This is a genomic window from Arthrobacter sp. TMT4-20 (assembly GCF_054510775.1).
This window is the reverse complement of record NZ_JBTNDW010000001.1, coordinates 256,057-271,022: the sequence shown is the minus strand read 5'-3', so window position 1 is coordinate 271,022 and position 14,966 is coordinate 256,057. Positions and strand designations below refer to the sequence as shown.

Annotated in this window: 12 protein-coding genes; 9 read left to right on the top strand and 3 right to left on the bottom strand. The window is 60.1% G+C overall.

Annotated features, from left to right (window positions below):
* Positions 1-14: 14 nt before the first annotated feature.
* Positions 15-1,997, bottom strand: coding sequence for a DUF6541 family protein (locus ACX80Z_RS01260; RefSeq protein WP_459314671.1), 1,983 nt, complete (start codon positions 1,995-1,997; stop codon positions 15-17).
* Positions 1,998-2,076: 79 nt separating this feature from the next.
* Positions 2,077-3,222, bottom strand: coding sequence for a glycosyltransferase (locus ACX80Z_RS01255; protein WP_459314670.1), 1,146 nt, complete (start codon positions 3,220-3,222; stop codon positions 2,077-2,079).
* Positions 3,223-3,322: 100 nt separating this feature from the next.
* Between ACX80Z_RS01255 and ACX80Z_RS01250 the strand changes: the two genes are divergently transcribed.
* The 6 genes from ACX80Z_RS01250 (at position 3,323) to ACX80Z_RS01225 (ending at position 9,691) form a co-directional block, all read left to right on the top strand.
* On the top strand, positions 3,323-3,988 hold the full coding sequence (locus ACX80Z_RS01250; protein ID WP_459314669.1) for a glycosyltransferase family 2 protein: 666 nt from the start codon (positions 3,323-3,325) through the stop codon (positions 3,986-3,988).
* 5 nt (positions 3,989-3,993) lie between these two features.
* Positions 3,994-4,395, top strand: a complete 402-nt coding sequence (locus ACX80Z_RS01245; protein ID WP_459314668.1) for a DUF2304 family protein — start codon at positions 3,994-3,996, stop codon at positions 4,393-4,395.
* An 18-nt stretch (positions 4,396-4,413) separates the two neighbouring features.
* Positions 4,414-6,213, top strand: coding sequence for an ABC transporter ATP-binding protein (locus tag ACX80Z_RS01240; RefSeq protein ID WP_459314667.1), 1,800 nt, complete (start codon positions 4,414-4,416; stop codon positions 6,211-6,213).
* A gap of 59 nt (positions 6,214-6,272) precedes the next feature.
* Positions 6,273-7,460, top strand: a complete 1,188-nt coding sequence (locus tag ACX80Z_RS01235) for a glycosyltransferase (RefSeq protein ID WP_459314666.1) — start codon at positions 6,273-6,275, stop codon at positions 7,458-7,460.
* Positions 7,461-7,661: 201 nt separating this feature from the next.
* Positions 7,662-8,690, top strand: coding sequence for a glycosyltransferase family protein (locus tag ACX80Z_RS01230; protein WP_459314665.1), 1,029 nt, complete (start codon positions 7,662-7,664; stop codon positions 8,688-8,690).
* Between the two features lie 50 nt (positions 8,691-8,740).
* On the top strand, positions 8,741-9,691 hold the full coding sequence (locus ACX80Z_RS01225) for a glycosyltransferase family 4 protein (RefSeq protein WP_459314664.1): 951 nt from the start codon (positions 8,741-8,743) through the stop codon (positions 9,689-9,691).
* Between the two features lie 51 nt (positions 9,692-9,742).
* Here the strand turns inward: ACX80Z_RS01225 and ACX80Z_RS01220 are convergent, their stop codons facing one another.
* Positions 9,743-11,647 carry a GH25 family lysozyme gene (locus ACX80Z_RS01220; protein ID WP_459314663.1) on the bottom strand — a complete coding sequence of 635 codons (1,905 nt, stop codon included), beginning with the start codon at positions 11,645-11,647 and terminating at the stop codon, positions 9,743-9,745.
* 247 nt (positions 11,648-11,894) lie between these two features.
* Here ACX80Z_RS01220 and ACX80Z_RS01215 point away from each other — a divergent pair, with 247 nt between their 5' ends.
* The 3 genes from ACX80Z_RS01215 to ACX80Z_RS01205 are packed head-to-tail and all read left to right on the top strand — an operon-like array spanning position 11,895 to position 14,913.
* Entirely contained in the window at positions 11,895-13,121 is a 1,227-nt protein-coding gene (locus tag ACX80Z_RS01215; RefSeq protein WP_459314662.1) for a CpaF family protein, read from the top strand.
* Positions 13,118-13,975 (top strand): type II secretion system F family protein, encoded by an 858-nt coding sequence (locus tag ACX80Z_RS01210; RefSeq protein ID WP_459314660.1) that lies wholly within the window; start codon positions 13,118-13,120, stop codon positions 13,973-13,975. The genes ACX80Z_RS01215 and ACX80Z_RS01210 overlap by 4 nt, the downstream gene beginning before the upstream one ends.
* Positions 13,972-14,913 (top strand): type II secretion system F family protein, encoded by a 942-nt coding sequence (locus tag ACX80Z_RS01205; RefSeq protein ID WP_459314658.1) that lies wholly within the window; start codon positions 13,972-13,974, stop codon positions 14,911-14,913. Before ACX80Z_RS01210 ends, ACX80Z_RS01205 begins: the two co-directional genes overlap by 4 nt.
* Positions 14,914-14,966: the final 53 nt, after the last annotated feature.

Genomic DNA, 14,966 nt, shown 5'->3' with positions numbered 1-14,966 from the left:
GGGGGAGCCAGTACCTAACAGGCAGTTACTTCGTAGAGGGCGGCATCGCCCTCCGAATCCAGTAGCCGGAAACCAGGTTTGATCGCCATGTCCTCGACACCGGGGTAGTTATGGTCGCCTAGGTGTAACTCTGTGTCCCCAAAATCGAGCACGTAGTAGCTATTGAGTGTTTCGACTAGCTGACATATGTCAGGGTCGGAGCCAGCTAGGTGAAGACGGTTCAGGATGGTCAGATTCTCGTCGCCTCCGGTCGAGCCAACGTGAGGAGTCAGCGTTGGTATGCCAGCCAGTGCGTACGCGTAGAGGGTGCCTGTCCAGGGATTGCCAGCGATGACCGCGTCGTCGGGCAACTGGCCCGGCAACCGCTCAATGAGTGCCCGTTCATCGATGGACAGGAAATCGGAATCTTCGGTGAGCTCGTAGCTCTCTTGAGCCGTGGTGACTGTTTCCCGCATCTGCTTGCCCTGGGAGCCGACAGTGATGACAGCTATGGCAATCACCAACGCAGCAACCGCTGGCAGTGACGCTCTGTATCCGGATCGATGCGCGCCCGTTGCCGAGGATTGGATCCGAGCCACGAAAGTCGTGACGAGCCAGGAACCGCCGATCACAGCAATAACGATGGTGGTCACCGGGAGCAGTGCTGCAAGTCGGAAGCTGTCGTTGTACCAGACACCGGTCAGTAGCGCCCGGTAGTCGTCCTGGGGGAAGGCTGTCGCCACCACGAAGAGGTAGCCGGTCACGACGAATAGGCTCAATCCCCACCAGCCGCCCTTCCGCTGGAGGACATGAAGAATTCCTGCCAGCACGAGGATGGTCAGCATGAGGGCGATGGGTCGACTTTGAGGTGCTGATGTGAGCACCTCGCCGAACGCTTGTGCCGGGGTTTGGAATGGCTTCCAGTCGGAGGCGGCCTCTCCGGGCCGAAGCCGCAGCCACAACAAGTACACAGCCACCGCGTAGACGATCAGCGAGGCAACTGAGGGGAGATATCTCCACGCCTTCGACTGCGTGTGGTGCAGGTGACGCCAATGCCGGACAAGGGCGACGGCGCCCATCGGCAACATGAGGGCGAGAAGAGCCATCAGAGTGCTCGGGTGCGCCAAAGCGAGCCCGGGAAGCGTTCCGAAGAACCCCAGAAGACTCACTGCCCATTTTTCGTGGTTATCGGCGCTCAGGCGCAGGACCATGGCTGCGAGGCCAATCGAGGTTGGGAGCAGCGCTATGGAAAGCAAATTCGGGTAGAGAACGCCAAAATCAAGCATCAGGTAAGGGAAGGCGCCGAACGCTGCAGAGAGTGCACCGGTGACCAGAAGCGGGATGGGACGGTTGCCCGTGATCCGGGTACACAAGAACATGCAGCCAATCGGCCAGACCACTGCCGAAATCACCAGGCTTGAGGCTGTGACAGCCACCGGTATGCTCGCCTGGGTCAGCTGGGTGAGCAGTGAGACGAAACCGTGCCAGGCGGCCGGGTAGAAATAAGGGTCAGCGCCGTTGGTTGTCAGGCCACCCAACGTGAGGGAAGAAGCCGAGCCTGTGTCGCTGATGAACTGCAGCGCGTTGAGGTGGAATCCGGCGTCGTAAGTCTGCGAGACATTGTCCGGGGAGATGATGATTTCGATCAGCCGCCACCCGATCAACACGGCTGCAAGGGCCAATGCCGATCCAAACGCGATCGACCGCTGGACCGAGTGCTGTTGTGCTGCAGGGCGGGCGGAATGAGCAGTGGGATGAGTATGGCGCCACAGGAGGCGGACGGTTAGTCCACCCACGCTGAGGAGGAGGACGGGTACGATCAATACCCAGAGGCTCCACGTTACTCCGACCAGGTCCGCTGCAATTGCTCCCAGCGCGATGACGCTGATGGTGAGTGGGGAGGCCAGCGCCCCTGCGGTGATTCCCCTACTGCCGCAGGAGCGGGCAATGAGGTAGCCGGGGATGAACATCAATGCCAGGGCACTGAGGATTGTGGGAGCAGCTTGCCACCACGTCATTTATTCTCCTGGGTCATCGATTTTGGAACAGTAGCCACCATACTTCAGAAGGCTGAGAGAATCCGAGTCCACTGGCGGATTAGCTACTGGCTCTGAGTAGGCGGTCGATGATGGCTCGGGAAGTTTTTTCGTCCTCGGTGGAGCTGAGCACTGCCGCAGCGGCGTGAGAGTTGTGCTTATATCGCTGCACGTCCTCGGGAGTGAGCTCTCTCAGGGTTTTGACCAGGGACTCGGTATCAAAATCATCAGTCACCCAACCAAGGTCGTGCTGCCGGACCAGCTGCGAGATCTCGATGGAGGGACCAAAAACCAATGCCAGGCGTGCCTGGACAAAATCGAAGAACTTGTTCGGCAAGGCGAGACGCTGGTTGGTGGTGGCTGGGGGCAGCTGGTAGACGCCGACGTCGTAGGCGTTGAGGGTGCGGGCCAGCTCTTCGGGCTTCACCGGGGGATGGAATCGGATCCTGCTGTCATCGTCAGCCAGGCCCTTCAGCGCGCGGAGGTACTTGCCGCCGTCGCGCGCTTCCACGAGGTAAAAGTCGAGGGTGAACCGGTCATCCAGCTGAGCGACGGCGCTAATGAGGCTCTCAAGGTTGCGTCCGGGCACGGCGCCCCCGCTGTGTACCAAACGGATGGTGCCGGACTCCATGGGCGACGGCTCCAGCTGGGTGAAAGGCAGGGAGTTACGGACAACTTCTACCGGTACTCCGAACCGATCCCTATAGAGATCAGCGATCGAGTGATTGACAGTAGTCACTGCACTGACAGTTGGAAGATACTGGCGGCAGACGTGCGTCATATAGGGAGCGACGAGCAGCCGCCAGGAGAGCACCTGGGTGCGTTCCTCGGGCGCCCACTCATGCATGTCGCCCCACACGGGTGCTCCAGCGGCGACTGCATGAGCCAAGGGGAGCGCGCGCGCCTCGTTGGCAACTACCAGATCGAACTTCCGCCCGGACAACAGCTTCAGGGCATCCTGCTCGGCCGGAGAGCGCAACTCGACCGCTTTGTGCAGACGGAGCGCGAGTTTGGCTACCCCCGGCACGGTCTGTGGGAGCGAGGGGCGGGCGGAATCGATTTCGAGGTGTTCCCTGACTCCGGCTGGGGCAGAGCCATAACCGACTGTTGTTACGTCGCCTGCCTCGCGTAGCAGCCTTAACTGCCGCAGCACCCGCGAATCCGAATCAATGTCGGAGAAGGAAATGCAGAGTATCTGTGGCCTCATTATTGGCCGCCGTCGTCTTCAGGTGGAAAGCTCATTGGTTCAGCTTAGACGCGACCCGTCCACGGCAGGTCCTCGACAGTAGCTATGCGATACTGAATTGATGAGCCGTTCCTGGGTTGTAGTGCCAATGTATAACGAAGCCACTGTTGTCGGCGACGTTATTAAGGGGCTCCTTCCCCACTTTCCTCATATCGTCTGCATCGATGACGGAAGTACCGACGACTCGCCACGAGTGGCCACCGAAGCCGGTGCGGTAGTCGTGCGGCACCCGGTGAACCTGGGCCAGGGCGCCGCACTACAAACCGGCTTTGAATACGCATTGCAGGACCCGGAGCTGCATGCGGTTATCACTTTCGATGCTGACAGTCAGCATCGAGTGCAAGACGCTACAGATATGTTGGCTCGACTCACCGCCGGTGAGGCTGATGTGGTCCTAGGGTCGCGCTTTCTCGATGACCGAACCAAGATTTCTCCGCTTAAACGTGTAGTCCTGCGGCTGGTTGCCTGGCAATCGAGTGCATCGACGGGTATCGACCTAACCGATGCACACAATGGTCTTCGCGTCATCAATGCCGCCACCCTCCGTCAGATCCATCTGAGGCAAAACAGGATGGCTCATGCGTCAGAGTTGATCCACCAGCTGGCCGAGCTGAAGCCCACGATCGTGGAACACCCGGTGGAGATCGTGTATACAGAATATTCGAAGTCCAAAGGTCAATCACTCCTGAACGGCGTGAATATTTTGGCCGACCTCTTCCTTAGGTAACTTTCATGCTGTTCATAGTTCAGATCGTCCTCGTGCTTGCCGTAATTCTGGGCTCCCTCGTTTTGATGCGGGGGGGAGCTAATGCCCATCACCTGGCGATCCGCCGTATCCTGCTGCTCGCATTCGCCCTCGTCGCAGCGTTGTCGATTTTCTTTCCCGTCGTATTGACCCGCGTGGCGCAAGCGTTTGGAATTGGTCGGGGCACAGACCTTGTTCTGTACGCCCTCATTGTGTGCTTCCTGGTATTCATGGCATCGACAGCACAGCGTTACCGCAGGATGGAAGAGTCCATGACCAAGCTAGCCCGTCGGATCGCTCTAGACGAGACCCCGAGGATCTGGGAGACCGGGACTCAGCCACCCGAGGCGCAGGGAACCCGTTCCGGGAATCCTCACGACGGCAACTAGGCTAAGGTTCCAAAAGATATGAAATCACTGATACAGATTAACAAGCAGCTTTTGGCTGTACTCCCGGATTCTGCCAGGCAATTCCTCATCCGGTTCGCTATCCTCTCCTCTTTGCTGTCGCTCATAGACGTCGTCGCGCTCGGGTTGATTGCCATCGTCATGTCGAGCATCATCACCGGTAATTCGGTCCAGCTGGGCCCCTTCGGCACCATCGATTCCGTGCCCGACTACATCACGGTTCTGGCGATCTTCTGCACGCTGGTCATCATTAAGAGCGCGTTGAATGTGCTGCTCCTGCGTTTCGCCACGTCCCGTTTCGCCTCCCATGAAGTGGCGATTGGCGACCGGCTGCTCGCTGCGTACATGAGAGCTCCGTGGGTGGACCGACTCAAGCGGAACTCGGCGGAACTGGTGCGTTCAGTCGATTCCGGAGTGTCAATCACGGTGTCCGGCGTCCTGATGCCCTCCATGACCCTCGCCGGAGAAATTGTTTCAGTACTGGCCGTCCTCATGGTGCTTTTTGTTAGCAACTGGATTACCGCCACAACTGCAGTCATCTACCTTGGGCTGGTAGCGGTCCTGCTGTCCCGCGTTATTTCCCGCAGGGCAGTAGCCAATGGCCGCCGCAACCGGCAGTTCTCCTTCAAGACTGTCAGACTGCTGACTGAGGCAGTTGGTGCGCTTAAGGAAGTCACCCTCAAAGGCGCCACTGACGACGTCGAACGCGCTGTTCACAGCAACCGGATTCACTCCTCCAAGGCGAGGGCCATGGCATCCTTCCTGAGCCAGGTGCCACGGTTTGTCCTCGAATCAGCACTGATCGGCGGGTTCATGCTGGTAGGCGCCATCGGTATGCTCACCAGCCCAGCAGGGATAGACCCGGTGACCAACGCATTGGCTGCGGTTGCGCTATTTGGTGTGGCAGGTTTTCGGATTATTCCGTCACTGACACGGTTTCAAGCGATCCTGTCGATGGTTCACTCAAGTACACCCTTCGCCGAGCAGGTGCTCACCGACATCCGGGAGTCGGAAGCCCGTGCGAAAGAGCAGGACGAACCCGATCAGGCTGAACTTCCAGTGGGCGTGCCGGACATTGTCCTCAAGAACGTCAACTTCAGCTATCCCAATACTGAAGCTCCGGCACTCTCCGAGCTCAGCCTGACCATCCCCGCCGGCTCGCGCGTCGCTGTCGTCGGCGCATCGGGTGCCGGGAAGTCCACGCTGATCGACCTCCTACTTGGCCTGCTGCTACCGAGCTCCGGCGAGGTATTGATCGGCGGCATTCCAATGCGTAAGGTCCTTCACTCCTGGAGGTCTCGGGTTGGCTACGTACCGCAGGAAGTATCCCTGTTCGACGCATCGATCGCCCAAAACGTGGCCCTCACTTGGGATCCGGATCAGGTCGATCCGGACCGTGTTCGACGGGCACTGAAGCGTGCCCAAATGCTCGACGCTGTTGAGGCTCGGCCCGACGGCATCCTCGGTGCCGCCGGCGAGCGGGGAATGGCACTGTCCGGTGGACAGCGGCAGCGCCTCGGTATTGCCCGTGGCCTCTACGCCGACCCGGCAATCCTCGTGCTGGATGAAGCGACAAGCGCCCTCGACACAACCACTGAGGCTGCCGTGACCAAGGCCATCAGGAACCTGGCCGGGAGCGTCACAACGATCACCGTCGCACACCGGCTCTCGACGATCCGGGACAGCGACATTGTCTTCTTCTTCGCCGATGGTCGTCTCGCAGCCCAGGGAACCTTCTCCGAGGTGGTCGCGCAAATGCCCGACTTTGCCGAGCAAGCGGCTCTTGCAGGTCTGGCTTGATCCGAAGCACTTTAAACCTGCGATCCGCGATCCTGATGGGGCGCTGAAAGTGAATTGATATGACCGATATCCGCGAACCTACAGTGCGTCCGCGCATCCTCGTCTTGTCTTTTTCCAAGATCGAACGCGACCCCCGGGTTCTTCGGCAGATCGGCCTGCTCCGCGGTTCCGCCGATGTCGTTTCGTGTGGATATGGGGGTGCTCCATCGGGTGTAACTGATCATATTGAAATACCGCAGAGCCTCGAGCCCTGGCGCCTGAACTACAAGTTGGTGGTCTCCCTCAGCATCCTGAGAATGTATCGGCGTTTGTACTTTGGGTCGGGAAAAGTGCGTTACGTCAGGCAAAGGGTTTCTGAAGGCAGTTTTGACGTTATCATCGCCAACGATGCGATAGCGGCGCCTCTGGCGTTCGCCTTACGGCCGGTCAAGGGCGTGCATGTGGATCTTCACGAGTACGCACCCCGCCAGGGTGAGGACCGACGTCGGTGGCGGCTCCTCGTGGGACCCTTCATGGATTGGGCGTGCCGGCGGTACGTGAGCAAAGCATCGTCCACGTCGACTGTCGCGAAGGGGATTGCACGGGAATACAACAAGGTCTACGGTTTTCCGGAACCATCGTTTGTTCCCAACGCCGCACCCTATGAGAGCCAACTCAGCCCGACCCCGGTGGAAAGCCCGCTCCGTATCGTTCATACCGGCGCGGCCGGACGAAGCCGGCGGGTAGAAGTGATGATCGACGCGGTGGCGGAGGCAAACCGCCAAGTGCCTGGGACAGCTACGTTGGACCTGGTATTGGTCCCCGGCGAGAAGCTTTACATAGCTGAGCTCATTGAACGGGCGAATGCTGTCCCGGGTGAGGCGATCCGAGTAATACCACCCGTCAGATTCGACCAGATAGTCACGCTGCTGCATCGCTACGACGTGGGGCTGTTTATCTGTCCGCCGACCACGTTCAATCTGAAATACGCACTACCAAACAAGCTGTTTGAATACATTCAGGCTCGACTCGCCGTGATCATCGGGCCGTCGCCCGAAATGGAGCAGGTGGTGATCAGTCACGGTGTCGGGTGGGTGGCCGAGGGGTTCGACGCTGAGTCGACAGCCAACTTGTTGCTTCGACTGACGGCCGACGAGGTATCGGAGAAGAAGCGAGCATCGCACGGCGCATCGAAGGAATTGGGCGCAGAAACCCTGTCGGCACCCTGGACTGATGCGGTCAAGGCGCTCCTGGACCGAGGACAATAGCTAGAACGGTACACCGACCCACGCACCGACAATGAAAGTGAAGAAATGACCGAAGCAGTTGCCCCGGCGGTTCGACCGCGAATTCTTGTTCTATCGTTTTCCGAGATCCAAAGGGATCCGCGTGTTCTGCGCCAGATTCGGTTGTTCAGTGAGTTCGCAGACGTCGTGACTTGCGGTTATGGGAAAGCGGTGGAAGGGGCCGTGGAGCATTTTGAGGTACCGAGGAACCTTGAGCGGCTGAGGACTGGATCGGTCAACCTCGGTCTATTGTTGGGCGCTCGCTTCCATGAACGGCTGTATTTCGATTCGGAACGTGTGAAATTGGTTCGTCGGCTTGTGCCCGCAGGCAGCGTTGACGTCGTCGTGGCTAACGACGCACTGGCCGTGCCCTTGGCGGTCGCCCTGCGCCCCCGTCTGGGTGTTCATGCCGATCTGCATGAGTACGCACCCCGGCAGGGAGAGGACAAGATCGTCTGGCGCCTGCTTATCGGCCCCATGATGAATTGGGCCTGCCGCAAGTATGTGACGAAAGCCGATTCCGTGACAACTGTCGCTAAGGGCATCGCTGAGGAGTACGCAAAGGTATACGGAATTCCAGAGCCGGGAGTTGTCAAGAATGCCTCTCCATACGATCCGCGGTTCTCCCCGACGCCCGTGAAGCTGCCGTTACGCCTGGTCCATGCTGGGGCTGCTGGGCGAAGCCGCAGAATCGAAGTAATGATGGAAGCCGTCAAGCGGGCGAACGAGATCAAACCTGGAACTGCCACCTTCGACGTGGTGCTCGTTCCCGGGGAGCAAAAGTATATTGACGAGCTCACAGCATTGGCAGATTCCATACCCAACAACGCAGTCCGGGTACTGCCCCCAGTGAGTTTCGATCAGATTGTGCCTTTCCTGCACGGTTACGACGTAGGTTTCTACCTGTGCCCGCCACTAAACTTCAACATGCGGCACGCTTTGCCGAATAAGCTCTTCGAATTCGTCCAGGCCCGTCTTGCCCTCCTCATCGGCCCATCGACAGAGATGGCTGGGATAGTGAACCAATACGGAATCGGCATTGTTGCGGAGGATTTTGACGCCGAGACGTCAGCGAAACTGCTCGTGGCTGCCACAGCCGAGGAAATTGCGGCCATGAAACAGGCTTCCCACGAGAACGCCGAGATCCTTGGTGCGGCGAATGAATCGATCATCTGGGCCAAGGCAGTCAAGAAGCTGAGCGGTATCGCATAGTGTCCGGATACCCGAATCACATACGAGCCCTCCACGTCCATGATGCGGCAATGGTGGGCCGGAACCTGGTGGATATGGCCAACGAAATGGGCCAACCTTGGAGGATGACCGGAATTCCTTGGTATTACAGGCGCAAGTGGTCGGGCCCGCTGGGACACATCGTAAAACGAACGCGTCCGGTTGCCTGGGATGCGACGTTAGCGTTGGAAAGCGCGCGTTCGGACGTCGTTCATATTCACACTGGCGGACTGGCTCCCCACGCGCGCTGGCTGCGGTCACCATGGGTCCTTCACCTTCACGGTACTGACGTGCGGACCCGCCAGTACGAAGAGGACTGGACTCCGAAGCTGCGTTATGGCACTGAACACGCCGATCGGGTTCTCTACTCGACCCCTGATCTAAGGGAACACGTCGAGAATCTCACAGACCGGGCGGTGTACCTTCCCGTGACGGTGCGATTGGACCGAGCCCCGCGGTGGCGACCAGTGACGGGCCGCGTGATCTTCGCGTCCCGCTGGGATCCGGTGAAGGGTGCTGAAGCCCAGATTGAGGTAGCCGCACGCCTGAAGCGGGAACGACCGGACCTTGAACTGTTAGGACTGGACTGGGGGTCCGAGACGGAAGAAGCCCGGAATGTGGGCGTCACCCTCGTCCCGAAAATGCCACACGATGACTACCGTGAGTGGCTGGCGACGGCGTCGGTGGTCATTGGGCAAATGACTGACGTCCTCAGCGTCAGCGAACTTGAGGCGTTAGCTACCGGCGTACCAGTCGTGAGCAGCGCCAATCCTGAGTATTATCCGCTGCTCCAGTTGTTGGGCGCCGCCGGGCCAGCAGCGGTCGCCGCCAGCGTCTTCTCAGTTATTGACGACGTTCGGGGAGCTGCTTCCGTCCAGGATGGGCCGGGATTTATTGGGCGGGTACATGACGCGAAGGTTGGTGTGGCGACCCTCCTTGACCTGTACTCGGCCGTGATCGAACAACGCGGCTCCCGCAGGTAAGCACCCGAACGCGGCGCTGGCCGGGCGCCGCGTTCGGGTGCTGATTACCGCTTAGTTGATTTGAGCGCCAGTGATCCTCATGGACAACCAGCCGTGGCCGATCTGCCCTGAGGTACCCCACCGGGCCCCGTCCACGATCGAATAGTAATACAGATTGCCGTCGTTGCGTTTGGCAATAATGCCTTGAGTGCCGCTGCCCTTGAAGCCCGACACCGCGTTGAGAGTCACCATCTTTCCCCACCCTGAGCCAACTACCGGCCTCGACGCAGGAGCGAAGCGACCGTCGCCGTTGCCCTTGTACAACACCAGCTGTGACTTGCTGTTGCGAGCGAGCAGATCCTGGGTGCCGTTCGTGTCGTAATCGGTCATCACTATTTGCATTCCGTTAAACCCGTGGCCGACTTGGCGAGGAGCAGCCAAGGATCCGGTGCGGGTCTGCGCCCAGTAATGGAGTGAGCCGTCCGCACGGACGCCCGTTATGGATGGGCGGGCGCCACGTATCCAATCGCCAACGGAGAGCTGCATGCCACCCCATCCTGACGCTGCCAGAACGATGGCCGGTTGGAATCCTCCTGCTGGCTGCCCGTAGTAAACGCTCAGCCGGCCGTTATTCCACTGGGCAAGGATGTCGAGGACTCCGTCGTCGTTCCAATCCACCTGGTGAATTGATTTGGCGGATCCCCAACCTGTCCCGATCTGTGCCCTGGTCCCGAGTGAGCCGCGCCCGGTGCTCGGATAGTTGAAGAGCTTGCCAGCGCTGTCGATTGCTATCACGTCGGCGGTTGAACGGATTGAGGGCAGTTGGGGTGCCGGAGCTGGCGCTGCCTCGTTCCGGACGAAGCGTTGAAGGGCGGCGGACGTGCCGTTCCAGACGTTCCAGTCGCCGACCACTGGACCTTTGCTGGTGTACTGCCAGAGGCTGTACTTGTTCCAGCCGGAGGGGAGGGTGCCCGCGCCGACATTGTTGTAGGAGGCGATGTGCAGCGGGTGGTTGGCGAAGGCTGTTGAGTTTCCCGTGCACCTGTTCCACCAGTCGGTGGTGGTGTAGATCATGGGCACGCGACCGGTGCGGTTGAGCATCGTGTTCGAGAAGTCCCTGATCCAGTTCACCATCTGCGAGGGACTCATGTTGTAGCAGGAGTTTCCGAGCGACGGGTAGGGGTTGTATTCGACGTCGAGCAGTGGCGGAAGGGTTTTACCGTCCGAGGTCCAGTTGCCGCCGTTGTCGATGAAGTAATTCGCCTGATCAGCTCCGGAGGACACGTTGGGGATGGCGAAGTGGTAGGCGCCGCGGACCATGCCAGCGCTTGCCGAACCCGTGTACTGCTGGGTGTAGTAGGGGTTCTTGTAACTCGTCGCCTCGGTGGCTTTGGTGTAGGCGAATCGCGAGCCTTGGTTCCAGGCGGTTGCCCAGTTGACGTTGCCCTGGTAGCTGCTGACGTCAACGCCCAGTGTGCCTTGGGGGCGCCACAGGTTCACCGCCGCAGGATCGGTAGCTGCTGCAGGCGCGTCGCTCAAAGTTGACTGGTTCTGAAGTTCCCGGGCGGTTGGGATCTGCGGATCTCCGGACTCGGCGATCCGCTCGGCGCCTTGCCCCAGGCTCGCACCATGGGGACCGATCAATTTCGCAAGTGCTTCAGGATCCGCGGCTAATTCGTCAGCGGTAAGTTCTTCAGGTGCAATCTCTGCGGGCGCCACCTCGCCGGGCAGCGGAGTCCCCGCCGCCGGATCAACGATCTCAGGATCGACGATCTCCGGCTCGGCAGGAGCCGGCGTCGTGGGGCCATCAGGAGGACCAGCAGGTGTCAATTCGGGCGGCGTTGCGTCAGCCGGCGCCGAAATGGTCGGTTCTGGTGGGACGGGTTGCGGGGTGGCGACGGCTGGCACCGACCCAGCAGCTAACGCTGCGGTAAGGAATGCGGCGGCAAGGACAGTAGAGGCGCGAGAGTGGTTCACAGAAAAGTCTCCGAGTCATGCGAGCCCGAGGCGAGAGAGGGCGTCGTCCCCTCGAGGATAGCCCACTGTTACTGATGTGACTACAGATGCAGCTGTGACGGCAAGGGTGATCGTTATCCACAGCGCCTGACCAGGGGGTGGGCGAAGACCCCTGTTTCCCCTATCCTGTAGTGCATTCACCGGTTACACCCACGGTCTCGGGCGTTCCGGCCCCAGAGGCCGGGCTGCCCTGTTTCAAGGGACTCCTATGGACGCCGTACGCATTATCGAGGATGAGGTTCGTGAGCTCATCCGCCGTCGTGGGCTAGACCCGGCCCGGCAGAGTGATGAGGTGTTGCGCCTGGTACAGGCCGCCGTTGACGATTACGACGAGCGCACCATGCTCGGTACACTCCCACAACTCGGGCAGCGCGACGTGGCGCGGAAGTTCGTGTTCGACGCCGTCGCCGGTTTTGGCGCCTTGCAGCCGTTCTTCGATGATCCGACAGTCGAAGAGGTCTGGATCAACTCACCTACCGAGATTTTCGTGGCGCGATCCGGTGAATCAGAGTTGACCTCGCTGGTTTTGAGCGAGCAGCAAATCCACGACCTGGTCGAACGCATGCTCAAATCATCGGGCAGACGGCTCGACCTATCCTCTCCGTTTGTGGATGCGGCACTGCCTGATGGATCACGCCTCCATGTGGTCATCCCGGATGTGACGCGCCGTCATTGGTCAGTCAATATTCGAAAGTTCATTGCCAAAGCGACCCGGCTGGAACACCTCGTCGGGTTGGGGACCCTGTCGCCGCAAGCTGCCCGATTCCTCGACGCAGCGGTAGTGAGCGGGCTGAACATCCTGGTGTCGGGCGCCACCCAGGCCGGTAAAACAACCCTGCTGAACTGTCTCGGTTCGAGTATCGGCTCCCGGGAACGGGTGGTGACGGTCGAGGAAATCTTCGAACTCAAGCTTCCGCTGCGAGACGTGGTGGGAATGCAATGCCGACCACCCAATTTGGAAGGACAGGGGGAGATTCCGCTCCGGAGACTGGTCAAAGAAGCGCTTCGGATGCGCCCCGACCGGCTGATCGTGGGTGAGGTTCGTGAGGCGGAAAGCCTTGACATGCTGGTCGCCCTTAATTCTGGGCTGCCGGGGATGTGCAGCGTGCATGCCAACAGCGCCCATGACGCAGTGACTAAGATCTGCACTCTTCCCTTGCTGGCCGGCGACAACATCTCTAGTGCTTTTGTGGTGCCCACTGTGGCGTCATGCATCGATCTCGTGGTTCACTGCGAACGCTTTCGAGACGGACGCAGGAGGGTCACTGAAATTCTGTCCCTCGGCAGGCGGGTGGAAAACGGCATCATCGAATCATCGACCGTGTTTCAAAGAGTCGACGGTGACCTCGTTGTCACAGCGTCCGCCATGCCCTCCGAAGAAAAATTCGCCAGTGCAGGTTTCCAGATTGCCCGCCTCCTGGAACCAGCGACATGACTACGGTCATCGGGGCAGGACTCGGAACGGGTCTGTTCATGATCTGGTGGTCCTTCTGGGCTGAACCGCGCAAAAGTCAGCAGACTACTCGCCGAAACCGCCGAGTTGACGACCTGCTGCTGCGCGCGGGTATCGAAGCTGTCTCAGCGGGAGGCCTGATTGCCACGTCACTGGGCATCGGAGGGGTGGTCTTCCTTGCGGTGCTCGTCCTCACAGGGTCTCCTCCGATCGCGGCCTGCTTCGGTCTGTTCGGTTCGCTGCTACCCGTGGGAGTCGTCAGGTGGCACGCGCGTCGTCGGGCGGCTTCACTCAGAGAACTCTGGCCCGACGTCGTCGATCACTTGCGATCAGCCATCCGCGCAGGGCTGTCCCTGCCCGAAGCCATCAGCCAACTGGGCGAGAAGGGTCCTACAGAGCTGCGTCATGCCTTCACCGCGTTCAGCGACGACTACCGCGCGGGCGCCCGGTTCGATGATGCCCTGGAGCGGTTGAAAGCCAGACTCGCTGATCCGGTCGCAGATCGCATCATCGAGGCGCTGAGAATGACTCGGGATGTAGGTGGCTCCGACCTTGGACGGCTGTTGGGCACGCTCGCGGAATTTCTGCGGGATAGCGCCCGGACACGAAGCGAACTGGAAGCCCGCCAGTCCTGGACCATCAATGCTGCGCGGCTGGCCGTTGCTGCCCCCTGGCTCGTGCTGATGCTGCTCGCTACCCGCCCGGAAGCGGTAAGAGCCTATAACACCGCCACGGGTGCCGGAGTGCTAATTGGCGGTCTGGTGGTTTCGGTGGTCTGCTACCGGATTATGCTCCGGATCGGCGCCTTGCCCCAGGACGAACGGGTACTGCGATGATGGACCACCAGGCACTGGCCATCCTGATGGGCGGCTCCCTCGGGGCTGGTCTTTGGCTCATTCTGGTGCGGGTCCCCTTCTTTCGACCAGCACGATTCGTTGACCGTGTAGCACCGCAGCTGAAATCAGTGGACGTTCGTTCCCGGCTACTGGATGGACCGCCGTCATCAGTGAGCCCATTTGGGCCAATCGAGCGCATCGCACGGCCGGTACTGGACGACGTCGTCCGCTGGCTGGGCCGGTTCAACCCGGCATCCGCAGCCCTCGCGAGACGCCTATCGCAGGCGGGTCAGGAACAACAGGTGGCCGACTTTCGGGCCAAGCAAATACTGTGGGCAGCTTTCGGCCTTGGCACATCCACTTTCCTGATGGTATCCCTGGCAATGTCGGGCAGCATCGGCCCGCTTCCCGCTGTAGCCATCGTGATCGGGTGCACGGTGGGAGGCTACGTGTTGCGGGACTACTTCCTGTCGGTCCAGATTCGGAGAAGGGAAGCTAGGATGCTGGCCGAGTTCCCGAGCCTGGCCGAGCTAATGGCCCTCGCGGTCAGCGCAGGCGAAAGCGCGACGGGTGCCCTCGAGCGGATCTGTCGAACATCTAACGGGGAGCTTTCCCGGGAGTTCGAGCGGGTGCTCGCGGAAACCCGAGCAGGGTCGCCGCTAATGACTGCTCTGCAGGATTTTTCGAACCGGACCAGGCTGACACCACTGGTGCGTTTTGTGGATGGCATCACTGTCGCTGTGCAGCGTGGAACTCCGCTCGCCGATGTTCTCCGGGCGCAGGCGCAGGACGTCCGTGATGTATCCAAACGCGAGTTGATGGAAGCAGCCGGGAAGAAGGAGATCGCCATGATGATCCCCCTGGTTTTTGGGGTGCTTCCCCTGACGGTCCTTTTTGCCGTGTACCCAGGCATCGCACTCATCAGCCTTGGCCTGTAATCCACCCACCAGTGTCGACGGAAGAGGAAAAAGTGAAACTGAACCGAATCATT